Origin of the sequence: Amycolatopsis sp. cmx-4-54 (genome assembly GCF_046548895.1) — a bacterium.
Lineage (GTDB): Bacteria > Actinomycetota > Actinomycetes > Mycobacteriales > Pseudonocardiaceae > Amycolatopsis.
This window is the reverse complement of sequence record NZ_JAEBEJ010000003.1, coordinates 17,508-39,632: the sequence shown is the minus strand read 5'-3', so window position 1 is coordinate 39,632 and position 22,125 is coordinate 17,508. Positions and strand designations below refer to the sequence as shown.

The 22,125-nt window shown below is 68.1% G+C and carries 27 protein-coding genes; 18 read left to right on the top strand and 9 right to left on the bottom strand.

Annotated features, from left to right (window positions below; translation table 11 throughout):
• Positions 1-46: 46 nt before the first annotated feature.
• Entirely contained in the window at positions 47-766 is a 720-nt protein-coding gene (locus ACLJQ7_RS10335; protein WP_410647941.1) for a hypothetical protein, read from the bottom strand.
• A 297-nt stretch (positions 767-1,063) separates the two neighbouring features.
• Here ACLJQ7_RS10335 and ACLJQ7_RS10330 point away from each other — a divergent pair, with 297 nt between their 5' ends.
• The 11 genes from ACLJQ7_RS10330 (at position 1,064) to ACLJQ7_RS10280 (ending at position 9,253) form a co-directional block, all read left to right on the top strand.
• Complete coding sequence (locus ACLJQ7_RS10330; protein ID WP_005165253.1) at positions 1,064-1,555, top strand: CarD family transcriptional regulator; 492 nt, start codon at positions 1,064-1,066, stop codon at positions 1,553-1,555.
• A 59-nt stretch (positions 1,556-1,614) separates the two neighbouring features.
• Complete coding sequence (locus tag ACLJQ7_RS10325) at positions 1,615-2,262, top strand: 2-C-methyl-D-erythritol 4-phosphate cytidylyltransferase (RefSeq protein ID WP_410647940.1); 648 nt, start codon at positions 1,615-1,617, stop codon at positions 2,260-2,262.
• Positions 2,259-2,729 (top strand): 2-C-methyl-D-erythritol 2,4-cyclodiphosphate synthase, encoded by a 471-nt coding sequence (gene ispF, locus ACLJQ7_RS10320; RefSeq protein ID WP_034310203.1) that lies wholly within the window; start codon positions 2,259-2,261, stop codon positions 2,727-2,729. Before ACLJQ7_RS10325 ends, ispF begins: the two co-directional genes overlap by 4 nt.
• Positions 2,730-2,757: 28 nt before the next feature.
• Positions 2,758-3,153: a PPOX class F420-dependent oxidoreductase gene (locus ACLJQ7_RS10315; protein ID WP_410647939.1), complete on the top strand. Its 396-nt coding sequence runs from the start codon at positions 2,758-2,760 to the stop codon at positions 3,151-3,153.
• A 22-nt stretch (positions 3,154-3,175) separates the two neighbouring features.
• Entirely contained in the window at positions 3,176-3,571 is a 396-nt protein-coding gene (locus ACLJQ7_RS10310) for a PPOX class F420-dependent oxidoreductase (protein ID WP_410647938.1), read from the top strand.
• A 106-nt stretch (positions 3,572-3,677) separates the two neighbouring features.
• Entirely contained in the window at positions 3,678-4,364 is a 687-nt protein-coding gene (locus ACLJQ7_RS10305; RefSeq protein ID WP_410647937.1) for an HAD family hydrolase, read from the top strand.
• 46 nt (positions 4,365-4,410) lie between these two features.
• Positions 4,411-5,802, top strand: a complete 1,392-nt coding sequence (gene cysS, locus ACLJQ7_RS10300) for a cysteine--tRNA ligase (RefSeq protein ID WP_410647936.1) — start codon at positions 4,411-4,413, stop codon at positions 5,800-5,802.
• 35 nt (positions 5,803-5,837) lie between these two features.
• On the top strand, positions 5,838-6,794 hold the full coding sequence (gene rlmB / locus ACLJQ7_RS10295; protein ID WP_034310192.1) for a 23S rRNA (guanosine(2251)-2'-O)-methyltransferase RlmB: 957 nt from the start codon (positions 5,838-5,840) through the stop codon (positions 6,792-6,794).
• 178 nt (positions 6,795-6,972) lie between these two features.
• Entirely contained in the window at positions 6,973-8,406 is a 1,434-nt protein-coding gene (locus tag ACLJQ7_RS10290; RefSeq protein WP_410647935.1) for an MBOAT family O-acyltransferase, read from the top strand.
• Between the two features lie 13 nt (positions 8,407-8,419).
• Positions 8,420-8,779 carry a hypothetical protein gene (locus ACLJQ7_RS10285; RefSeq protein ID WP_410647934.1) on the top strand — a complete coding sequence of 120 codons (360 nt, stop codon included), beginning with the start codon at positions 8,420-8,422 and terminating at the stop codon, positions 8,777-8,779.
• Positions 8,780-8,788: 9 nt separating this feature from the next.
• Positions 8,789-9,253: an HIT family protein gene (locus ACLJQ7_RS10280; protein WP_410647933.1), complete on the top strand. Its 465-nt coding sequence runs from the start codon at positions 8,789-8,791 to the stop codon at positions 9,251-9,253.
• A gap of 20 nt (positions 9,254-9,273) precedes the next feature.
• On the opposite strand, the gene ACLJQ7_RS10275 is transcribed toward ACLJQ7_RS10280, so the two are convergent.
• Entirely contained in the window at positions 9,274-9,510 is a 237-nt protein-coding gene (locus tag ACLJQ7_RS10275; protein WP_410647932.1) for a hypothetical protein, read from the bottom strand.
• Positions 9,511-9,679: 169 nt separating this feature from the next.
• Positions 9,680-10,378: an alpha/beta fold hydrolase gene (locus tag ACLJQ7_RS10270; RefSeq protein WP_410647931.1), complete on the bottom strand. Its 699-nt coding sequence runs from the start codon at positions 10,376-10,378 to the stop codon at positions 9,680-9,682.
• Between the two features lie 88 nt (positions 10,379-10,466).
• Between ACLJQ7_RS10270 and ACLJQ7_RS10265 the strand changes: the two genes are divergently transcribed.
• The 5 genes from ACLJQ7_RS10265 to ACLJQ7_RS10245 all read left to right on the top strand — a co-directional run bounded on the left by ACLJQ7_RS10265 (position 10,467) and on the right by ACLJQ7_RS10245 (position 14,263).
• On the top strand, positions 10,467-11,027 hold the full coding sequence (locus ACLJQ7_RS10265; RefSeq protein ID WP_410647930.1) for a TetR/AcrR family transcriptional regulator: 561 nt from the start codon (positions 10,467-10,469) through the stop codon (positions 11,025-11,027).
• A complete protein-coding gene (locus ACLJQ7_RS10260; RefSeq protein WP_410647928.1) occupies positions 11,024-11,629 on the top strand; it encodes a transglutaminase-like domain-containing protein in 606 nt (201 codons plus the stop codon). Before ACLJQ7_RS10265 ends, ACLJQ7_RS10260 begins: the two co-directional genes overlap by 4 nt.
• A gap of 149 nt (positions 11,630-11,778) precedes the next feature.
• On the top strand, positions 11,779-12,825 hold the full coding sequence (locus ACLJQ7_RS10255; protein WP_410648562.1) for a hypothetical protein: 1,047 nt from the start codon (positions 11,779-11,781) through the stop codon (positions 12,823-12,825).
• A 40-nt stretch (positions 12,826-12,865) separates the two neighbouring features.
• Positions 12,866-13,504, top strand: coding sequence for a hypothetical protein (locus tag ACLJQ7_RS10250; protein WP_410647927.1), 639 nt, complete (start codon positions 12,866-12,868; stop codon positions 13,502-13,504).
• Positions 13,505-13,570: 66 nt separating this feature from the next.
• Positions 13,571-14,263 (top strand): HD domain-containing protein, encoded by a 693-nt coding sequence (locus ACLJQ7_RS10245; protein ID WP_410647926.1) that lies wholly within the window; start codon positions 13,571-13,573, stop codon positions 14,261-14,263.
• Between the two features lie 292 nt (positions 14,264-14,555).
• Here ACLJQ7_RS10245 and ACLJQ7_RS10240 read toward each other — a convergent pair whose 3' ends face one another.
• The 6 genes from ACLJQ7_RS10240 to ACLJQ7_RS10215 form a co-directional block, all read right to left on the bottom strand.
• Complete coding sequence (locus tag ACLJQ7_RS10240; RefSeq protein WP_410647925.1) at positions 14,556-15,206, bottom strand: class II aldolase/adducin family protein; 651 nt, start codon at positions 15,204-15,206, stop codon at positions 14,556-14,558.
• A gap of 2 nt (positions 15,207-15,208) precedes the next feature.
• Positions 15,209-16,657 (bottom strand): FGGY family carbohydrate kinase, encoded by a 1,449-nt coding sequence (locus ACLJQ7_RS10235; protein WP_410647923.1) that lies wholly within the window; start codon positions 16,655-16,657, stop codon positions 15,209-15,211.
• Positions 16,654-17,688, bottom strand: a complete 1,035-nt coding sequence (locus tag ACLJQ7_RS10230; protein ID WP_410647922.1) for a 2-hydroxyacid dehydrogenase — start codon at positions 17,686-17,688, stop codon at positions 16,654-16,656. The genes ACLJQ7_RS10235 and ACLJQ7_RS10230 overlap by 4 nt, the downstream gene beginning before the upstream one ends.
• A gap of 97 nt (positions 17,689-17,785) precedes the next feature.
• Positions 17,786-18,241, bottom strand: coding sequence for a ribose-5-phosphate isomerase (locus ACLJQ7_RS10225; protein ID WP_005165292.1), 456 nt, complete (start codon positions 18,239-18,241; stop codon positions 17,786-17,788).
• Positions 18,241-19,926: a dihydroxyacetone kinase family protein gene (locus ACLJQ7_RS10220; RefSeq protein ID WP_410647921.1), complete on the bottom strand. Its 1,686-nt coding sequence runs from the start codon at positions 19,924-19,926 to the stop codon at positions 18,241-18,243. The genes ACLJQ7_RS10225 and ACLJQ7_RS10220 overlap by 1 nt, the downstream gene beginning before the upstream one ends.
• Positions 19,923-20,609 carry an HAD family hydrolase gene (locus ACLJQ7_RS10215; RefSeq protein WP_410647920.1) on the bottom strand — a complete coding sequence of 229 codons (687 nt, stop codon included), beginning with the start codon at positions 20,607-20,609 and terminating at the stop codon, positions 19,923-19,925. The genes ACLJQ7_RS10220 and ACLJQ7_RS10215 overlap by 4 nt, the downstream gene beginning before the upstream one ends.
• A gap of 76 nt (positions 20,610-20,685) precedes the next feature.
• Between ACLJQ7_RS10215 and ACLJQ7_RS10210 the strand changes: the two genes are divergently transcribed.
• On the top strand, positions 20,686-21,303 hold the full coding sequence (locus ACLJQ7_RS10210) for a histidine phosphatase family protein (protein WP_410647919.1): 618 nt from the start codon (positions 20,686-20,688) through the stop codon (positions 21,301-21,303).
• Positions 21,304-21,308: 5 nt separating this feature from the next.
• A complete protein-coding gene (locus ACLJQ7_RS10205; protein ID WP_410647918.1) occupies positions 21,309-22,103 on the top strand; it encodes a DeoR/GlpR family DNA-binding transcription regulator in 795 nt (264 codons plus the stop codon).
• Positions 22,104-22,125 lie beyond the last annotated feature (22 nt).

Genomic DNA, 22,125 nt, shown 5'->3' with positions numbered 1-22,125 from the left:
CCTTGCGCTGAACGCAAGGAAGGGGGCCTTCATGTACTGCGAGGTCTCAGTGACCGCCGCCCTTGGCTTCCTTCTCCGGCGCGGGCGCCCGGCTGCCCGGGTGCGACGGCGCCGCGACCGGCAGGTCGACCGTGATCGAGCCGGAGTTCTTGAAGACGAAGGTGACCTTGACGGTCTGGCCCGCCCACACCGGCTGCTTCAGGCCCTGCAGCTCGATCGTGGCCTTGCCCACCTGGTCCGGCGCGTTGGTCGTCTCCGGGCCCGCGGACGGCGTGACCGTCCCGGCGGAGCTCGACGGGGCACCCGAAGACGACGGGGCACCCGACGAAGACGGCGCGCCCGAGGACGACGCCGGCGCGGAGGACGGGGCGCTCGTCGGGGCGACCTCCTTGGTCGACTCGACCGAGTCGGACGGGCCGATCACAAGCGCGTGGCTCGCGGCGATGACCTTGGAACCGGTGATCTTGGCGTCACCGGCGGCGGCTTCGGAGGAGACGGAGACGAGCTCGTCGTCCAGCTTGCCCTGGTTCACGATGGTCAGCGTCAGCGGCGCGGCGGAACCGGCCGGATACGCCTGCCCCTCGGTCGGGAACTGGAGCGCGGCGTTCCGCAGCACCAGGTCCTTCGCCTGCGCGTACGTCCCGTTGACCGCGGGCTGCTGCGAGTCGGTCTGGGTGATCTGACCAGCACTGCAGCCGGCGAGCACGAACGCGGCGCCGAGCGCCAGCACACCTGCGCCGAACACGCGCCGATTCTGCAGCCTCACGTCGGAGTCCTTCCATCTCACGGCCTCTTCACCGCGAAGACTAGCCGGGCGCCTTCGCGGACGGAGAACCCGGTGCGTGTTGACAGCCCACCAATGCGGTGACGTGCCCAAGATCAACCGTCCACAAAGGATTTGGAAATCGTTCGCTTCTCACCAGCGTGAGCATGGGCGAATTGGGTTTGTCAACCCCCGGGCGGAGCACCGTCAGGCCGCTGACCTGCGACGACGATCGCGGGCCGCTAGGTGGGCCTCGTCGGCACGTGCTAAGATGAATTCAGCGAAAGGGGCAGAGGACACATGGTTTTCAAGGTCGGAGAGACCGTCGTCTACCCGCACCACGGTGCCGCACTCATCGAAGCCATCGAGACCCGCGTGATCAAGGGCGAGGAGAAGAAGTACCTCGTCCTCAAAGTCGCGCAAGGGGATCTTACGGTTCGCGTGCCCGCTGACAACGCCGAGATCGTCGGCGTTCGTGATGTCGTCGGGCAAGAAGGACTGGACAAGGTTTTCGACGTTCTGCGTGCTCCGCACACCGAAGAGCCCACCAACTGGTCTCGTCGGTACAAGGCCAACCTCGAGAAGCTCGCCTCCGGCGATGTGAACAAGGTGGCCGAAGTGGTGCGCGACCTCTGGCGGCGAGAGAAGGACCGCGGACTTTCAGCCGGCGAGAAGCGCATGCTGGCGAAGGCGCGGCAAATTCTGGTCAGCGAGCTGGCGCTCGCGGAGGGCACCGACGAGGACAAGGCTGAAGTCCTCCTCGACGAAGTTCTGGAAACCGCGGCAGTCTGAACCGGCGGGTGTCCCACGCCAGGTGAGGCTGCGGGGGATACCTCTACGATCGCGCACATATGAGCGCCGTCCATATGAGCACAGTCGTGTTCGTCACTGCCGTTCGACACCATGCCTCCGACGCGGAGCTCGCTCTCGCGCCGGTGAATGGTGAAGCTCTACTCACGCACACTGTGCGGGGGCTGCTCGCGCTGCCGGATCTCGATCTGGTGGTCGTAGCGGCCCCCGAGCGGTGTGTTGATTTGTTTTCGGCCGCTTTGAGCGGCTTCGAAGAGCGTTGCCGGATAGTACCCGGCACGTCGCTCGAGCATGCTTTCGCCACGGTCGAAAAAGAGATCACCGGAAATCCGGTCTTCCTCGTGCACGACGCCTTGCGCGCCTTCACTCCCGCGGACACGATCCGTGCCGTCGCGGACGCGGTCCGTGCGGGCTCGCCTTTCGTGGTTCCCGTACTGCCGATGGCGGACACCGTGAAGGTGACCGACGCGGCGAAGGTGATCACAGGCACCGAAGACCGCGCATACCTGCGTACGGCCCAAACCCCGCTCGGCTTCACCCGTGAGACTTTTCTCTCGTATGCCGGCAAGCCGTCTCTCGACGGTGCGCACACCATCCCCGGGCACCCCGACGCGATGCGCGTCACCAACGCCTTCGAACTGAAACTGGCCGAAGCGATCGCGGTGGCCGGGAAAGAGGAAACCCTGTGAGGATCGGCAACGGCGTCGACGTCCACCCCGTCGAGGCGGGCCGCGAATGCTGGATCGCCGGTCTGCTCTGGCCCGGTGTCGACGGTTGCGCGGGCCATTCCGACGGCGACGTCGCGGCGCACGCGTTGTGCGACGCGCTCCTGTCCGCGGCCGGGCTCGGCGATCTCGGCGCGGTGTTCGGCACCGGCGATCCGCGCTGGGCGGGCAAGCACGGTGTCGAATTCCTCGCGGAGGCGCGGCGCCTGGTCGAGGCGGGCGGCTGGACGGTGGGGAACGCGACCGTCCAGATCGTGGGCAACGCGCCGCGTGTCGGGAAGCGCCGCGAAGAGGCGCAGAAGGTGTTGAGCGAGGCCGTCGGCGGGCCGGTGAGCGTCTCCGGGACGACGACCGACGGGCTCGGCCTGACCGGACGCGGCGAGGGCATCGCGGCGTTCGCGACGGCGCTTCTCCTGCCCTCGCAGGAATAGCCGCCGCCGGGAGCCGGTTCGGGCTGTCATGGCAGTCACACTTCCCGAAGCGGTCCGCGAACTGGTGGACGGCAAGAACTTCGCGACCGTGGCCACGCTGGACGCCGACGGCGGCCCGCAGACCTCGGTCATCTGGGTGGGCCTCGACGACGGCGATCTGGTCTTCAGCGCCACCGAAGACCGGCTGAAGGTACGGAACCTGCGTCGCGATCCTCGCGCGAGCGTGTCGATCACCGACGCGGAGAACCCGTACCGGCACACCCAGCTGCGCGGCACGGTCACGATCACCCCGGATCCCGGGAAGACGTTGCCGAAGACGCTCAGCCACAAGTACCTCGGCCAGGACCCGCCGCCGGAGGGCGAGGAGGTCGAGCGGGTGATCGTCCGCCTGCGGGTGGACAGGATCGCGGGGAACGTCCGGTGACCGGGCCGCTTAGGATTCAGCCATGGGTGTGACCTTCAACGACGCGACCAAGAAACTCCTCGACGGCAACAACTTCCCGGTTCTGGCGACCATCAACGCAGACGGCTCCGCGCAGACGTCCGTGCTGTGGGCGAAGCGGGACGGCGACACGGTGATCTTCGCGACCGTCCGCGGCCGTCTCAAGGAGCGGAACATGGCCAGGGACCCGCGGGTGTCCGTGTCCGTCTTCGACCAGGAGAACCCGTACGACTACGTCGAGATCCGCGGGACCGTGGAGATGACCGACGAGGGCGGGCGCGAGCTGATCAACGAGCTCTCGCACAAGTACCTCGGCAAGGACTACCCGGAGGAGCCGGCGGACGTCGTCCGCGTGCTGGTCCGGATCACGCCCACCCGGATCACCGGCAACGCCGCCTGAAGCTGAGATGAAAGGCCCCTTCATTGCAAAATTTGCAATGAAGGGGCCTTTCATGTCACACGCGGGGGGCGGCGAAGGTCCCACGATCGTGGCTAATGTGGGGCTCGTGACCTTTCGCGCTGTGTTGTTCGACTTCTCCGGCACGGTCTTCCGGCTCGAACAGGACGACTCCTGGCTCGCCGACCTCACCGACCACGATGGCGAGCGGCTCGACATCGAGGCCCAGACCGAACTGATGCGCCGGATGACCGCGCCGGTCGGCCAGGTCGTCGATCTCGACGAGGAGCACCTGCACGCCTGGAACCACCGCGACCGCGACCCGGTACTGCACCGGAAGGTGTACCTCGAGGTCCTCAAGCAGTCCGGGGTGCCGCACGCCGACCAGGCCGTCGCGCTCTACACCCGGCTGATCGATCCCACCCAGTGGACGCCGTACCCGGACACCGAAGCCGTCCTCAAGGGCGTCTCCGGCAAGGGCGTCAAGGTCGGGGTGCTGAGCAACATCGCCTTCGACATCCGGCCCGCCTTCGGCCGCCGTGGCTGGGACGCCTACGTCGACGAGTTCATCCTGTCGTTCGAGGTCGGAGCGGTGAAGCCGGAGCCGGAGATCTTCCGCGCGGCCGTCGAGCGGCTTGGGGTCGACCCGGCGGAAACGCTCATGGTCGGCGACAGCGAGGAGGCCGACGGCGCCGCACGCGAGATCGGCTGCGCGTTCGCGCTGGTAGAGCCGCTGCCGACGACCGAGCGGCCGGACGCGCTGCTCAGCGTCATGCGCGCCCATAACGTGCTGTAATACGGTCACTGCGACACCGCTCACGCCGACCCCGTACCCTTTTAGGGTGGCACTACACCTCTATGACACGGCGACCCGGAGCGTGCGGGAATTCCATCCCGCCCGTAGCGGAACGGCGTCCATGTACGTGTGTGGTGCCACCGTCCAGGGCGTACCTCACATCGGCCACGTCCGTGGCGCGCTGAACTACGACGTCCTGCGCCGCTGGCTCGTCCACAGTGGACTAGACGTGCTGATGGTCCGCAACGTCACCGACATCGACGACAAGATCCTCACCAAGGCCGCCGCGGCGGATCGTCCCTGGTGGGAGTGGGCGGCGACGCACGAGCGCGCCTTCGAGTCGGCGTACGAAACCCTCGGCTGCCTGCCACCCTCGATCGCCCCTCGGGCGACAGGGCATGTCACGCAGATGGTCGAGCTGATGCAACGGCTGATCGACGGCGGGCACGCCTACGCTTCGGGCGGCGACGTGTACTTCTCGGTCAAGGCGTTCGACGGCTACGGCGATCTCTCCGGCCAGAAGCTCGACGAGGTCCAGCAGGGCGAGAGCCTCGGCGAGGGCAAGCGCGACGCGCGCGACTTCACGCTGTGGAAGGCCGCGAAGCCGGGCGAGCCGTCGTGGCCGACGCCGTGGGGCTCCGGTCGTCCCGGCTGGCATCTCGAATGCTCGGCGATGGCGACCGCGTACCTCGGCGCCGAGTTCGACATCCACGGCGGCGGCGTCGACCTGGTGTTCCCGCACCACGAGAACGAGCGCGCCCAGTCGAACGCGGCGGGTGACGGGTTCGCGCGGTTCTGGCTGCACAACGCCTGGGTGACCCTGTCCGGCGAGAAGATGTCGAAGTCGCTGGGCAACACCGTCTCGATCCCGGAGATGCTCAAGAGCCACCGGGCGCCCGAACTGCGGTACTACCTGGTCCAGCCGCACTACCGGTCGACGATCGAGTACTCCGACGGAGCGCTCGCCGAAGCCGCACAGGGCTACCGGCGGATCGAGCAGTTCCTCCGCCGCACGGCGGGCATCGCCGGCGCGGTCCACCTCGGCGACATCCCGGACGGGTTCGCGGCCGCGCTCGACGACGACCTGGCCACTCCGCAGGCCTTCGCAGTGCTGCACAACACCGTCCGCGACGGTAACGCCGCCCTCGACGCGGCCGACAATTCCAAGGCACTCGAAATCGCCGCCTCCGTGCGCGCGATGACCGACGTGCTCGGCCTCGACCCGCTCTCCGCGCGCTGGTCCGAGGCGGGCGGCAATGAAACGCCCACCCGGCAGGCGCTGTCCGATCTCGTGGAAGGGCTGCTCACCGAACGTCAGCAGGCCCGCGCCGAGAAGGACTTCGCCCGTGCGGACGCCGCGCGTGACCGCCTCCAGCAGGCGGGCATCGTGGTGGAGGACACCCCGAACGGTCCACAGTGGACCGTCAAGGACGTCTGACACTTACTCGGTCTCTAGCTCAAGGATTCTCACTGATGGCAGGCAACTCCCGGCGCCAGGGCGCTATTCGCAAGCCCGGCACGAAGAAGGGTCAGGTCGTCGGCTCCGGCGGCCAGCGCCGGAAGGGCCTCGAAGGCAAGGGCCCGACGCCCAAGGCCGAGGACCGGCCCGGCCACAAGGCGTACCGGATGGCCAACGCGCGTGACCGCAAGGACCAGGCGCGGCAGAAGAAGGCCGACAAGCCGGAACTGATCGCCGGGCGCAACCCGGTGGTCGAGGCGCTGCGCGCCGACGTGCCCGCCACCGCGCTGTACGTCGCGATCAACATCGAGATCGACGACCGCGTGAACGAGGCCGTCCGGCTCGCCGGCGACAAGGGCATCTCGATCCTGGAGATCCCGCGCGAAGAACTGGACCGCAAGACCAACCGGGCCATGCACCAGGGCCTCGGCCTGCAGGTCCCGCCGTTCGTCTACGCCGACCCGCGTGACCTGATGGCCGTGGCGAAGGACTCGGGGCAGACCCCGCTGTTCGTCGCGCTCGACGGCGTCACGGACCCGCGCAACCTCGGCGCGGTGATCCGCTCGGCCGCCGCGTTCGGCGCTCAGGGCGTCCTCCTGCCGGAGCGGCGCAGCGCGGGCATGACCGCGGTCGCGTGGCGGACCTCCGCCGGCACCGCGGCCAAGCTGCCGATCGCCGTCGCGACCAACCTGACCCGTCAGCTGAAGGCGTGGAAGGACGACGGCCTGATGGTCGTCGGCCTCGACGCGGACGGCTCGGTGGACATCGACGAGCTCGACCTCGCGGCGGATCCGCTGGTCATCGTGCTCGGCTCGGAGGGGCGCGGTCTCTCCCGGCTGGTGCGCGAGACCTGCGACGCGACCGTGTCGATCCCGATGGCGGCGGGCGTCGAGTCGCTCAACGCGTCGGTCGCGGCCGGAGTGCTGCTGGCCGAGGTGGCGCGTCGCCGTCGGCTCGCGGGACGTGTCTGACCCCGCACTTCGTCACACGGCGCGGGGTGCACGGTGACTCTTGGTGAACCCGCCGTTGTCGGCACAGCGGGTTCGCGCGTGTGGTCACTTTTCCTGGGCCATCTCAGCTCCACCAACCGGCGCGCAGGCTAAGGTCACCAGCGGATGATGCGTAACCGCCCTGGGGGACCCCGCACCGATGTCGTTCATTTCACCGCTTTTCCTGTGGTACTTCATGCCGGCGGTCCTGCTCGCCGTGCTGGTGTGCCCGCGCAGCTGGCGGAACGGCATCGTCGCGGTCGGCAGCCTGATCTTCTACGCCACCGGCGCCGGGCCGTACACGCTGGTGCTGCTCGGCTGCATGGTGGTCAACTTCCTGGCCGGGCCCGCGCTGGAGCCGAACGCGTGGGACCTGCAGAACAAGCGGCGCAAGCGGCTGCTGCTCGGGGTCATCGGCCTCAATGTCGGCATGCTGCTGATCTGGAAGTACGCGGGGTTCGCGACGCAGCAGATCGCGGCCGTGACGCACTGGTTCGGCGGCGATTTCCCGGTGGCCGAACTGGTCATCCCGATCGGTATCTCGTTCTACACGTTCCACCACATCTCCTACGTGGTGGACATCTACCGCGGTGAACGCCGCGCGCTGCGCAACCCGGTGTCGTTCGCCGCGTACATCGCGATGTTCCCGCAGCTGGTGGCCGGGCCCATCGTGCGGTTCCGGGAGATCGCCGACCAGCTGCCGCAGCAGCGATCCCACCGCCTCGACGACATCGCCGCCGGTTTCCCGCGGTTCGCGCTCGGGCTCTGCAAGAAGACGATCATCGCGGACTCGCTCAGCCCGATGGTGGACGCCTGCTTCAGCACGCCGGCGGACCAGATGACCTTCGCGATCGCTTGGCTCGGTGCGATCGCGTTCACGCTTCAGCTGTTCTTCGACTTCTCCGGATACTCCGACATGGCGATCGGGCTCGGCCGCATGCTCGGCTTCCGGCTCCCGGAGAACTTCGCGAGACCGTACTCGTCAGTGACCATCACCGAGTTCTGGCGGCGCTGGCACATGTCGCTGTCGCGCTGGTTCCGCGACTACGTCTACATCCCGCTGGGCGGCAACCGCACCGGTGCCGGGCACACGTACCGGAACCTGTGCATCGTGTTCGTGCTGACCGGGTTCTGGCACGGCGCGCAGTGGACGTTCCTGATCTGGGGTGTCTACCACGGCGCGATCCTGATCGTGGAACGCGCTTTCGGCTACGACGCCACCCCCAAGTCGCAGGCCGCCCGTATCGGCCGCCGCGCGCTGACGCTCGTGCTGGTGGTCTTCGGCTGGGTGTTCTTCCGCGCCAAGGATCTGCCGCAGGCGCTCGGCATGATCGGGCACATGGTGCTGCCGGACTTCACGGGCCTCACCGACCTCGTCGAGAGCGCGGTGACCAACCAGCGGCTGGTCATCCTGCTGTGCGCGCTGGCGGTCGTGTTCCTGCCCGCGCATCCGGTGACCGGACCGCTGCTGGAGTCCTCACGGAGCCGCCCGGCGACGGCGTTGCGGATCGGCGTGATGACCGTCGGGCTGGTGTACGCGGCCATCCTGATCGCGACCGGGACGTTCAGCCCGTTCCTCTACTACCAGTTCTGAGGGAGCCCGGACGATGACCGAACCGGCCGATCTGGCCAAGCTGCCCGGTGTGATCCCGTACGTCGACAATCACGACGGACCGCGGCGGCTGCTCACCATCGACATTCCACACGTCCGCCATGCCCAGATCTTCGCGCCTCTCGCGAGCATCGACGGCAGGCAATACGTGGTCTCGTGGGGCGCCGTCATGTTCGAGATCCCCGCGGACCGGAATGTGCACGTCAGCGTGCATCTGCATACCAATTACGCGGGCCGCCTGGGAGACACGTCGACCCAGTTCGCGTCGATCGTCCTCGCGCCCCACGCGGCGCCGGTCCGGCTGGCCGCCCAGTTCCCGGCCCACGGGGAGGGTTCGCTGCTGCCGGTCGGTTAGCTTGGCCGCATGACGGACGCTTGGCAGCGGGACCGGATCGGTTCGGCGCTGCGTGGGGAGAACCCGACGGTGCTGCGGCGGCTGGACGCGGGCTTCGCGGTGATCGGCGATACGCAGTTCCTCCCGGGCTACTGTGTTCTGCTGACCGATTCCCCCGCCGTCGGCAGGCTGACCGAGCTGCCGCGGCCGCGACGGCTTGAGTTCCTGGCGGACCTGGAGTTGCTCGGCGAAGCCGTCGAAAACGTCTGCGGGCGTAGGGATCCCGGCTTCCGCAGGGTGAATCTGGAGATCCTCGGCAACACGGATCCGTTCCTGCACGCCCACGTCTGGCCGCGGTACGACTGGGAACCGGCCGACGTGGTCGGACGGCCGGTCTGGCTGTACCCGGTGGAGAACTGGGCCGCTTCGCCCGCGGCTCGGCACGATTCGCTGCGTTCCGAACTGACGGCGGAGATCGACAGGCTGCGAGCCTGAGCAACCCCGGGGGCGCTCTCTCAGACGAGGCCGGTCAGCAGGTCAGCGAAGACCCTCGGCCTGCTGAAGTAGCCGACGTGCGACGAGTCCAGAGTGCGCACCTCGAACGGGTTGTGCGGAGTCAGCTCGTCGGCCTTGCGGATCATGTGGTCCTGGACCGCCGGGGTGATGCCGCGGTCCGAGGCGAGGCCCCAGGCCCCGGCGTTACTGGAGCCGCCGTGAACGAAGACGAAAACGGGGCGCGAAAGTGCGCGCATGGTGAAAATCCTTGTCATCCTTTTGGCGAACGGTGGACGGTGGACCTCGACGCCGCCGAAGGGGCGGCACCAGGTCAGCGCGTCGACCGGAGGCGAAGGGCCTGCCAATTGTGGATGACGGAGCACATGGTGATCACCTAGCCGCGGGCGGCACCGGGGCGCCTCTGCTTTACCGGGTGCTGGAGATCGACAGGCTGCGAGCCGCGTCGAGGACGAGCTGAGTGAACTCCTTGCCGCGCACCATCGGCAGATAGTGCCCGGCTTTCGGAACCGAGATGAGCCGTCCGTCCGCACAGGCGTCGAGAAAGCGGCGTTCGTGGCGGCGGAAGTGATCGCGTGAGCCGTTGATGAGCCACGTCGGGCCCGCGTATGTCCTGAGTTCCGCGAGCACGTCGAAGTCCGCGAAGGCCTTGGCGACGTCCGGGACGACCTCGGTCGCGATGCCGCCGCCGATCACCGCTTCGGCGAGTTTCGGGGGCAGGACACTTCGGAACTGCCATCGGCTCAGCCGTTCGCCCCGGTCCGGCAGTCGCATGAGCGACCGGTGCGCCAGGCGGAACGGGATCTCCAGTGCTCGGCCGGGCAAGAAGGTCGAGTCCGCGACGGCGAGGCCGGCCACGCGCTCGGGATACCGCGCGGCCGCGGCGATGGCCGCGTAACCGCCGAGAGAGTGCCCGACGACCAGCGCGGGTTCGTCGATGGCTTCGGCGATCACGGCCGCCGCCGCGGCCACGGTGAAGCGCTCACCCCGACGAGTGCCGTGGCCGGGGAGATCGACTGCTTTCGCGGTCTGTCCGAGCAGTTCGAGTTGCGCCGTCCAGGCGGCACCGCTGAGCCGGATGCCGTGGACGAAGACGAGGGGGACCATGGACTACCTCCTGAATGCAACGCATCGTTGCGTTGCAAAGTACGCCACCTCGTCGCACAACGCAACGGTGCGTTGTATTGTGTTCCCGGTGAGCACCCGGAACGGCCCGCGCAAGGCCGACGCGATCTTCGCGGCCACCCTCGAACTTCTGGCCGAGCACGGTTACGACAAGCTCGCCATCGAGGCCGTCGCCGCCCGGTCCGGCGTCAACAAGACGACGTTGTACCGATGGTGGCCGTCGAAGGACGCGCTCCTGGCCGCCGCGCTGCGCGACTCGGGACTGTTCGCCGTCGACGTCCCCGACACCGGCAGCCTGCGCGGTGATCTGCTCGCCGTGGCAGCGCAAATCCACCGCTTGCTGACCTCGGAACGCACCGCGCCGGTCGTCACGGCGGCCCTGACCGCGGGCACCCGGCGCCCCGAACTCGGTGACGTGTCACGGAGTTTCTTCGCCGACCGCATGGCACGCGAAGAGCCGATCTTCGAACGCGCCGCCGCGAGAGGTGAACTGCGCGCCGGTGCCGACCCGGTTCTGGTGATGGATCTGCTCGCGGGAGCGATCTGGTTCCGGCTGCTGCTGCGCGGCGGCGAAGCCGGTCCGAAATTTCTCGAAGAGGCCGTCGACACAGTGCTGGGTGGTGCCGCGTGACAATCACGCTGAAGATCGAATCCGAGCGGCTCGAGGACTATCTCGCCGCCGACGCGGTGGTCGATCACGATCACCCGCTGATCCGCGAAACGGCTGACAGGCTGTCACCGACCGGCGGCACCGAGGTCGACGTGATTCGTTCGATGTTTCACTTCGTGCGCGACGAAATCGCCCATACGGTGGACGCCGCCGATTCCCGGGTCACCCTTATGGCCTCCGAGGTTCTGCGCGAAGGAGTCGGGCTCTGCTACGCGAAGGCCCATCTGCTGGCCGCTTTGCTTCGCAGCCAAGGCATCCCGGCCGGGTTCTGTTATCAGCGGATCGGCGTTCTGCACGGGCTCAACGGCGTGTACCTCGCCGGTCCGGACCGGTGGATCCGGCTCGACCCGAGGGGCAACAAGAACGGCGCGGACGCGCATTTTCCTTTGGTAGAAGCGGGTTCACCGGAAGATGAGCGGCTCGCATGGACGCTCGACCCGAGCAAGGGGGAGATCGACTTCCCGACGGTGTACGCCGCACCGTCTTCGGCAGTCGTCGAAACCTTGTCGTCGGCGAAGCCGGGACCCGCGTGGTACGAAGGAATCCTTCCGCACGCTCCGTGAGTGGTTTTTCCGCGATCCGGCGAAACCTCCGATGCGAAACCGGCATCGCCGTGCGTCACATTCGTTGTTGGTCGCTTTCCCCCGAATTTCTTATTTCGACATTGTCACGATGCGCGTAGAGTAACTCCCCGCACTCGAACAGATACGCACTGCGTTCGTCCGTTCGAGTGCCGATCAAGGAGGTGACCTTCGTGCCCGCGGAAGCCGATCGGCTCCGCCGTACCCCGTTGCAAGAGATCTTCTGGACCAGGACGAGTCTGCTGCTGTCCGTACTGGTCGTCGTCGCGGGCCTCAGCCTGTGGATCTCCAGCATGATGGATCCCGGCGCCGGCAAGACACTGCTCACCTCAGTGGGCACCGGCACCCTGATCTCCGCGGTGGTCGGCTTCGGCCAGACCCTGATCACCGCCACCGCGTCACAGCGCGCGATGGTGACCCCGGTGATCGAGGAAAGCCGCCGGGCGCTGGAAGCGCTCAGCGCCGAATACCGTTCGCTCAACAAGGAATTCTTCCCGACCCACGTCTTCGAGGCGACCACCGATCCGGACCCGTTGTTCAACCGTGTCATGACCGAAGACCTCGACGTGACCAGGCATTACTTCTTCCGCGGGTTCTCCGGTAGACACGCCGCGGCCCGATTGCTGTTGTCCCGTACCGAAAGGGAGCTTCGCGTGGTCATCGCCGACCCACGCGACGAGGGCGCGATCGGCGGCAGGGCGCGCTATCTCCTGCGCAGCGAAGAAGCGGGAATGGACTACGAGACGATCCAGAAGCGGCTCAACGACGAGATCAGCATCGGCCTCGTCGGGCTGTTCCTGGCGCGCAGCCGGTGCTCGCTGGTGGACATCACTGTCGTAGCCGACCCGCCACTGGACCGGCTCGAAGTGTTCGACGAGAGCGTTTGGGTGACCTTGTACAGCGACATCCGCGGCGCGACCACGTTGTATCCGCGCACGCTGCGGTTCAGCGAAGGTTCGTTCCTGTACAACAAGGAACGCTCCGAGTTCCTGCGCGTGTCCCAATCCCGTTCCGGACGGCATTTCCGCATCTCGACCACGACGACCAGGGCGGATTTCCTCGCCTTGTACGAAAAGATCACCGGCTCTCCCCTGTCCGAAGAGAACTTGCTCGAACTGGAAGGGAAATTCCACACCTTCCGGAAGGAGTTCACCACACTCGCCGAGTTGAACCCCTGACCTCTCGGCGTCGCACGGCACTAGATTTGAGGAGCTGAAGTTGCTCACTCGCTTGTCCCCCCTCACCCAGCTCTCCACGCTGCTCCGGACCACGGACCTGCCGCTGACGCAGCACTGGCGGATCGTCGACGGGATCTTCCGCGACTGGACGTCGAGACCAGCGCTGCGCGACGACCTCCGGCGGCATTTGGCTTCGTTGAGCCCGGACGAGGCGAGCGCGGTCCTCGAGCGGTCCCGGGAGACCACCACCCATTTCGCCTGGTGCCTGCTCGATTGCCCGACAGACCCCTTTTCGATCTGGCTTCACGAGTACAAGGCACCGTCGGACTGGCGTGAGGGGTACGCCGATTCCGTGCACAACCACAGATATCACTTCTGCACCACGATCCTCCGTGGCAACTATGTTCACGAGCGTTATTCGACCCTGCGAGATCAACTTTCCGGATTGATCACATCGGTTCGGTTACGACGCAGCACGCTGTGCCAGACGGGTTCGGCGGGCGTCATGTACGCGGATGAGTTCCATCGGATTCCCGAGGCCACCGAAGGGACTATGACGTTTCTGGTGAAGTCACGACCCGTGAGTGAGTTCAGTCTTTCCTATGACCCGAAGACCGGAATCGGACATCGTCACGTTCCGGTCGAGGTCCGATTGGGGGACCTGGCAGGCCGCATCTGACTACACACCGCCGTCGAAGGCGCATACCCTTACTCCACCCGTCTGTAAACGGGATCGGAGAGGTGTATGCGCGCGCGAAAGAGCACGATTCCTTCCCAGACCATCGAAGCCGTCGAACACCATGTCCGGCGACTGTGCTGGCGTTATGCGGACAAACTGCAGTTCCACGGCTGGCATCACGTGAGTTTCGTCCGGGCCAAGGCCGCGGGGTTCGCCGAACACAACGGCGCGGATCGCGCCGTCGTCGAGGTGGCGGCGCTGGTGCACGATGTGAACTACATCGTGCACCGGAACTCCCCCGCGGCCGCCGGACGAGACCTCCGGATGAGCATCCTGCGGGAATGCGGTGTCGAAGAGACCGTGGCCCGGTGGATCGACGACATCATCGACGAAGCCGAGATGGCCACCAGAGGCCGGAACATCTCGCTCGAGGCCCAGGCACTGAGCGACGCCGACACGCTGTTCAAGGCGCTGCCGGTGACGCCTGTCGTACTCGCCCACCGCTACCTGCGGGAGAACGGGTTGAGCCTCCGCGAGCTGGCGCACAAGATCGTCGGCGAACAACGCGACGTCCACGACAGCGGCTACTACTTCTACAACCCCAAGGCGGCGGAGAACTACTCCCGCTGGGCGCTGGCGAATCTTCAGTTGTGGCAGTGCATCAAGGAAGCCGTCGACGATCCGACGGTCGTCGAACTTCTCGACGCGGTGCACGCCGTGGACGCCACGGACTTCGAGGCAGAGCCCGCCGCTTCCTGAGGTGGCGTGATCCCGCTTGCCGTTTGCTCGTCAGTCGCCGGCGATCGGCGGGTTTCGCGTGATCAAAGACGGATTTCGCGTGGCCAGAGGCGCGACTCGCGTGATCGGAGGCGGGACACGCTTGATCGGAGACGCAACTCGCGTGATCAGAGGCGCGACACGCTTGATCGGAGACGCAAGTCGCGTGATCGGAGGCGGGTCTCGCATGATCAGAGTGCAACTCGAGTGATGAGGTGCGACTCGTGTGATCAGAGGCGTGTCTTGCGTGATCAGAGACGCAACTCGCGTGACGTCAGCGCTGGCCGTAGCCGCGGAGTTTCTCCACGACGTGCTCGATCTCGGCGGGCGGGAGCAGGTTCGGTGTTCCCGCCACCCGAGCCGTCAGCCACACCTGGCAGACCCACTCGAGCTGCTGCGCCCGGCTGTACGCGGAGCCGAGGCTGTCGCCGAAGGTGATGGTGCCGTGGTTCGCCAGCAGGCAGCCGCGGCGGCCCTCCAGGGCTTCCAGCATCACTTTGGCGAGTTCTTCGGTGCCGTACGTCGCGTAGGCCGCGACGCGGGCCGTCGGGCCGATCGCGGCGAGCATGTAGTGGATCGGCGGCACCTCGGCGACGAGGGTGGAGACCGCGGTGGCGTGCACGGAATGCGTGTGCACCACGGCGGAGACCGGTTTGCCGTCGGGATCCGCCGCCCGCCGGTAAACCGTGAGGTGCATCGGGAGTTCGCTAGTCGGTTTGAGCGAGCCTTCGACGGTTTCCCCGTCGAGGCCGACGACCGGTACGTCTTCCGGCCGCAGCGCGGCGTAGTCGACTCCTGTCGGGGTCACCGCGATCAGCTCGCCCTGCCTCGCGGAGACGTTCCCGGAGGTGCCGACCACGAGCCCGTCGGTGGTCATCCGCCGGGCGAATTCGCAGACCGCCAAGCGTTCTTTGGCCAGGATCACCGTCACAACCTCCAGAGTCCGCGGGCCGCGGCCAGTGAGGCCTGATAGTCGGCGTAGCCCTGCGCGTAACACTCTACGTTCTCTGGCCGGACCTCGACGACACGTGCGCTTTCCGCCCAGAGCTCCCGATCGACCGGCTCGCCGAGGGCGTCGGCCGCGACGATCACCGCGCCCCGGGCGCCGACCCCGGGATCGCCGGGGATCACGATGGGCCGCCCGAGAACGTCGGCGAAGATGCGGGTCCACTCGAGCGAGCGGACTCCGCCGCCGCAGGCGTACAACGTGCCGGTGAGCCCGGCGGCGTCGAAGCAATGCCTTGCCGCGTAAGCGATCGACTCGCACAGCGCACGGACGATATCGCCACGTTCGCTCTCCAGGCTCAAACCGGAGAACTGCGCCCTCGCCGAAGCGTCGACGAACGGCGCCCGCTCACCGGAGGCGGAGAGGAACGGCAGCGCGCGAACACCACCCGCGCCCGGCCTGCTCGCATCGAGCAGCGGGCCGATCTCCTCGACCGCGATGCCGAACAGACGGCACACCCAGTCGATACCCGCGGTGCCGACCATCGCGGGCATCGCCCGCAGGAACTCCCCTTCTTCCGGCGTGCAAAGGAACATGCCCGCCGGCTCGCCCTCCGGATCGAACTCCGCCGAGTCCGTCAGGACCTGGCACGCGAGTGTGGTGCCCGCGGTGAGGATGCCGTCGCCCGGGCGTCGTACACCGGCGCCGATGGCACTCGCGGGCAGGTCGAACGGCCCCGCGGTGACCGGCAGCCCGACCGGAAGACCGAGCAGCCCGGCTCCGCGTTCGTCCAGACGAAACACGGTCTTCGGCGCCGCGGGCTCCACGAACAGGCTCCGGCGGTGAGAGAGCCCGACGGCCGCGATGGCGTCTTCGTCATAACGGCGGGTCGCCGGGTCGAGGAACGGCAGCGAAGCGTCCGACGCGTCGACGGTGATCTCGCCGGTCAACCGCTGGAGCACCGCGTCGACGCAGTAACCCGCCACTGCCGCCCTGTCGAGCGACTCCGGTTCCTGAGTGTCCAAAAAGGACATGATCGCCGCGGCGCAGCCCGGGAACATGCCCGAGCCGGTACGGCGGAACACTTCCCGGGTCACCCCGTCGGCCTGCCAGGCGGCGAGCAGCGAGTTCGCCCGTCCGTCGAGCCAGGAGATCGCCGGACGCACTGCCTCGCCGCTTTCGTCGCGCAGCCACAACCCGTCGCCCTGTCCGGTGAGGGCCAACGCGGTGACCGGGCCGTCGACCCCGGCGGCGACCTCGCGTACCACCGTCGCCACGGTGCCGAGCACCTGGTCGAGGTCTTGTTCGACCAGCCCGCCCGGCAGGTGGTGCACCTCGGACGTGGTGCACGCGCTCGCCACGGACATCCCGGCCTTGTCGAAGACGACCGCCTTCGTCAGTGACGTGCCGATGTCGACGCCGATGATCATGGCCGCAGGACCTCGGGGTTCGCCAGGTTCGCGAGCGCCTCCCCGCGGACGTACCGGCCGACTTCGGCGGCGACGATGTTCGCCGCCCGCTCCGCCGTCTGCCTGCTGGCCCCGGCGAGATGCGGGGTCGCGATCACGTTCGGCGCGTCCCGCAGTGCCCAGTCCGCGGGCGGAGGCTCGACGTCGTACACGTCGAGCGCGAGCGCGCCGAGCTGTCCCGAACGCAGCGCTTCCGGCAGCGGGGAGTAGTCCAGCAGGCCGCCGCGCGCGGTGTTGACCAGTACGGCGCCCTTCGGCAGCAACGCGAGTTTGGCGGCGTCGATCAGATGCCGGGTCTCCTTGGTGAGCCGGGCGTGGAGGCTCACCACGAAGCTGCGGCGCAGCAGATCGTCCAGGTCGACGAGTTCCGCGCCGTCCGCCGCGATCTTGGCCGGGTCGGCGAACGGGTCCGACACCAGCACCTTCGCGCCGAACGCCACGAGTACCTTGGCCACCCGCGCGCCGATCGCGCCGTACCCGACCAGCCCGACGGTGGTCCCGTCGAGTTCGAGGCCGGCTTGGTCGTAGGCGTAGTAGTCACCACGCCAGGTGCCGCCCAGCAGCTCAGCCGAGGACGTCGAGATCCGGCGCATCGCGGCCAGGATCATCCCCACCGCGAATTCGGCGGCGGCACCGGCGTTCCGGCCGGGCGCGTACGTCACCGCGACACCCGCCTCGGTGGCCGCCGCGAGGTCCACGTTGACCGGGCCTCCCCGGCACACCGACACGAGTTTGAGCCCCGGCGCGGCGGCGAACACCTCCTTGGTGAAGGGCGCCATCTGGGTCACCGCGACCTCGGCTCCCGCCAGCGCCTCGATCACCTGCTCCTCGGTGCCGCTCGCTTCGTGCACGTTCGCGACCGGGCCGAACGGCTCCACCGGCCAGGGCAGCGTCAGTTCCGAGAACCGGTGCCCGGCGCCGACCTCGGCACGGACGGCGTCGGCCAGCAGGCCGGTGCCGACGAAATGGTCTCCCGCAGCGAGTATCCGCAACTCTGCGTCCTCTCTCCGTGCCCGCATCGGGCAGTTCTCAGTGTCCGTTGGTGAATCCGCTACCGCAATCGACGCCAACCGGCTTTCACCGGCCGGTTCAGTGCGCTTGCTCGTATTCGGTGATGTGCGCGACCTTGCTCGCGCTGGCCGAGGCCGGGTCGAAGCGGTAGCCGACCCATTCGGCGACGATCTTCTTCGCCAGCTCGGGGCCGATCGCCCGGGCGCCGAAGGTGATCACCTGGCAGTCGTTCGACTTGACCGAACGCTCGGCGGAGTACGAGTCGTGCGCGACCGTGGCCCGCACCCCCGGCACCTTGTTCGCCGAGATGGCCATGCCGATCCCGGTCCCGCAGACCAGCACACCGCGATCCGCCTCGCCTCGCGCGATCGTCTCCGCCGCCGCGAGACCGAGCAGCGGATACGCCTTGTCGTCGGAGCCATCGGCCACGCCGAGGTCGGTGACCTCGTCCACCCGGTCGTCGGCGAGGAGCAGGTCACGGAGCTGATCTTTGAGGGCGACCCCGGCGTTGTCCGCCGCCACCACGATCCGCATCAGTCTTCCTTTCCCAGAGCCTGGCCGACCGCGGTGACGAGCAACGCGAACGAAGTGGCCCCGGGATCGGGATGCCCCTTGCTCCGCATCGCCAACCGCGCCGCCCTTCCTTTGGCGGGCAGCAGGTCCGCCGTGGCCTCGGCCGCGCTCACCGCGGCCTGGGCCGCCTTCTGCCAGGCCTGTGGGACGTCCGCGCCCGCCTCGGCCTGTTCGCGCAACGCCAGCCTGAACGGCTCGATGGCGTCGAGCATGGTCTTCTCGCCGGGCTCGGCCTTGCCCAGTTCGACGAACGCGGCCACGGCCCCGTCGACGGCGTCCGCGAGGGCCACCGTGGTGACCTCGCCCGCCGCTTGGCCCCGCAGTCCCGCGCCGGTCTCGGCGAGCAGGACCCCGTACAGCGCGCCGGACGCCCCGCCCGCCGCGTCGGCGAACGCCGTCCCGGCGGCCAGGAGCGCGGTGGACAGCGAGTCTTCGTCGCGCCGCGCCGCGGCCACCGCGGCCCGCATGCCCCTGGTCATGCCCAGACCGTGGTCACCGTCCGCCGCGACCGCGTCCAACCTGCCGAGTTCGGCTTCGTTGGCCTCGATGTCGTGGAGGGCAGCCGTCAACGCGCGGTCCACGATGCCCTGGCCCGGCGCGGTCTCGGCCAGCAGCGAGTCCACTGTGGACTCCAGGGGAACCTGTGCCAGCGCGGCACCGGTGCTCCGGTAGCCCGGGGTGTCGCAAGGAGCCGCGTAGAGCTCGGCCAGTTCGTCGTCGAGCACCAGGATCGACAGCGAGACACCCGCCATGTCGAGTGACGTGACGAATTCGCCGACCTCGGTGTGCAGCGGGCTGAGCCCCGCCGCGGCGAGCCGTTCGTGCACGCGGGTGTAGGTCGCGAACATCTCCTCGTACTTGGTGCGGCCCAACCCGTTCAGCAGGACCACCACCCGGCCGTCACCGGCGGGCAGCTCCGGGAGGAGGCCGTCGACCAGTTCGTCCGCCAGCTCCCGTGCGCTCAGCCTGCCGACCGTGCGCACGCCGGGCTCGCCGTGGATGCCGAGGCCCAGCTCCATCTCGCCTTCACCGACGGTGAACAGCGGCGCGGAAGCGCCGGGCAGGGTGCACCCGCCGAACGCGACGCCGAAGGTCCGGGTGTTCGCGTTCGCCTTCTCCGCCACCGCGTGCACGGCGGCCAGATCGTCACCGCGTTCGGCGGCGGCGCCCGCGACCTTGAAGACCAGGAAGTCGCCCGCGACGCCACGACGCCCTTCCGGCGCGTCGGCGGGACCGCTGGCGATGTCATCGGTGACCAGGATCGTCCGGCTTTCGACGCCCTCCGCGGCCAGCCTGCGCGCCGCGAGCCCGAAATGCAGCACGTCGCCCTGGTAGTTGCCGTAACCGAAGAGCACGCCGGCGCCGCTCTCCACGGCCCGCGCCGTGCGATAGACCTGCTCGGCGCTCGGGCTGGTGAACACGTCACCCACCACGGCGCCATCGGCGAGCCCGGGACCGACCAGCCCGGCGAACGCGGGGTAGTGCCCGCAGCCACCGCCGATCACCACCGCGACCTTGGGCGCCGAATCTTCCCGGCGCAGCACGCCATAGGCATCGGGTACCTTGCGCACCGAACGCCCGTAGGCGGTGACGAACCCGTCCAGCCAGTCGCGTTTGAACGTCTCCGCGGCACCCAGGACCGTCATCGCCCGCTCGTTTCCGCGAGTTCGCCGGACAGGTACGCGAGCAGCTTGCGCCGCACGTCGTCGTTGTTCTCCGCGATCTCCGCGGCCAGCTCCAGCGCGTCCGGCTTCGGCGGGTACACCGGGTTCGGCAGCGCGATCACGGTGAGCCCGGCCGCGGCGGCGGCACGGATGCCGTTGCTGGAGTCTTCGACACCCAGGCATTCCTCGCCGGACCGGCCCAGCCTGGCCGCGGCTTCGAGATAGACGTCCGGACTAGGCTTGCCCCTGGCGACCTCGGCACTGGAGACGGTCGCGGAGAACTCACCGGTGAGCCCGTGCTTGCCGAGTACGGCGTCGATCACCCGGCGGGCGGCCGACGACGCCAGCGCGACCGGCACCTTCGCGCTCACCTCGCGGACCATCTCGTCGGCGCCCGGCAGCAAAGGCGCTTCGCCCGCCTCGATCGCGGCGATCATGCCGTCCACCACGGCACGCTCGACCTCGGCCACGCTTTCCGGGGTGCCGGACCGCTTCGCGAGGTACGCGGCCCATTCGGGCGCGCTCATCCCCTGCACGGACGCGGTGTCCTCAGCGGTCCACTCGGTGTGGTGCCGGGCGGCGTACGCCACCCAGTTCTCCTCCCAAAGGTGTTCACTGTCGACGAGGACACCGTCCAGGTCGAACACCACCGCGGCGAGTGCCATCCGGCATCTCCTTTCACATCGATGCTGTTAAGTTAACATCGATGATGTGATTTGGACAAGCCCGAGGAGGGATCCCGTGGTCGCACGGTTGTTATTGGCACGGCACGGTCAGACCGAATGGCACGCCGAGAACCGGTACGCGGGCAGCAGCGACGTCGCGCTGACCGAGGAAGGACTGCGCCAGGCGGACGAACTCGCCGGCTTCGCCGCGGCGGTCGAGCCGTCGGCCGTCTTCTGCTCGCCGCAGAGCCGGGCTCGTCGCACGGCGGAACCTTCGGCCGAGGCACTGGGCCTGCCGTTGCGAGTGGTCGACGGACTGCGTGAAGTCCACTTCGGACTGATGGAAGGGCGCACCCGGGACGAGCTCGCGGCGGCGGATCCCGATGCGGTCGCCCGATTTCTCGCCGATCCCGTGACCGGCGCCTTCCCCGGCTCGGAGCCTCCGGGGGAAGCGGCCGCCCGCGGAGCCGGGGCCTTGCGCGGGATCGCCGCCGAGGTCCCTGGCGAGACGGTGCTGGTCGTCGCGCACAACACGCTGATCAGGCTGACCCTGTGCGCACTGCTCGGCATCCCGCTCGAGACCTACCGCACGGTGTTCCCGCGGCTGGACAACGCGGCCGTCACCGAGATCGCGATCGACGGCGCGCGCACCGGCCTGCTGCGCCTCAACCAGCCGGCGCACACGCGATACTGAACGGTATGAGCGATGAGAAGACGGCCGGTGCGAGCGCACACTCTCGTAACACGCGTCAGCAGCTGATCACCGAACACGTCTTCACGACCGGCTCCGCGAGCATCGCCGAACTGGTGGAACTCACCGGCGTCAGCACCATGACCGTGCACCGCGACGTCGACGAACTGGCACGTCGCGGCCTGCTCCGCAAGTACCGGGGCGGTGTGTCGGCCATGCCCTCGACGGTCTTCGAAAGCAACGCCGACTACCGGATGAACGTGCATTCGGAGGAGAAGATGGCCATCGCCGCGCACGCGCTCGCCCGCGTCGAACCGGGGATGTCGATCCTGCTCGACGACTCCACGAGCGCGCTCGCGCTGGCGAAGATGCTGCACCGCGTCACCCCGCTGACCGTCGCGACGAACTACCTCGGCGCCATCGAACTGCTCAAAGGCGTCCCCGACCTGCGGCTCATCTGCATCGGCGGCGACTATTCGGCGACCCACGACTCGTTCCTCGGCATGCAGAGCCTCGAGGCGATCGAACGGATCAACGTCGACGCGACCTTCGTTTCGACCTCGGCGATGAACACGCGGATGACGTTCCACCAGGAGCCGGAGATCGTGATGCTGAAACGCGCGATGCTGGCCAGCGCGCGGACGAAGGTGCTGCTGATGGACCACAGCAAGACCGAACGCGCGGCACTGCACCGGCTGGCGCCGTTGAGCGACTTCGACGTGCTGATCGTCGACGACGGGGTGGAAGAACACCTGGCCGAGGAGATGCGGAGCCAGGTGGAAGTGGACATCGCGGAAATCTGAGGGCTCCGGCGGGCCCGCGGTA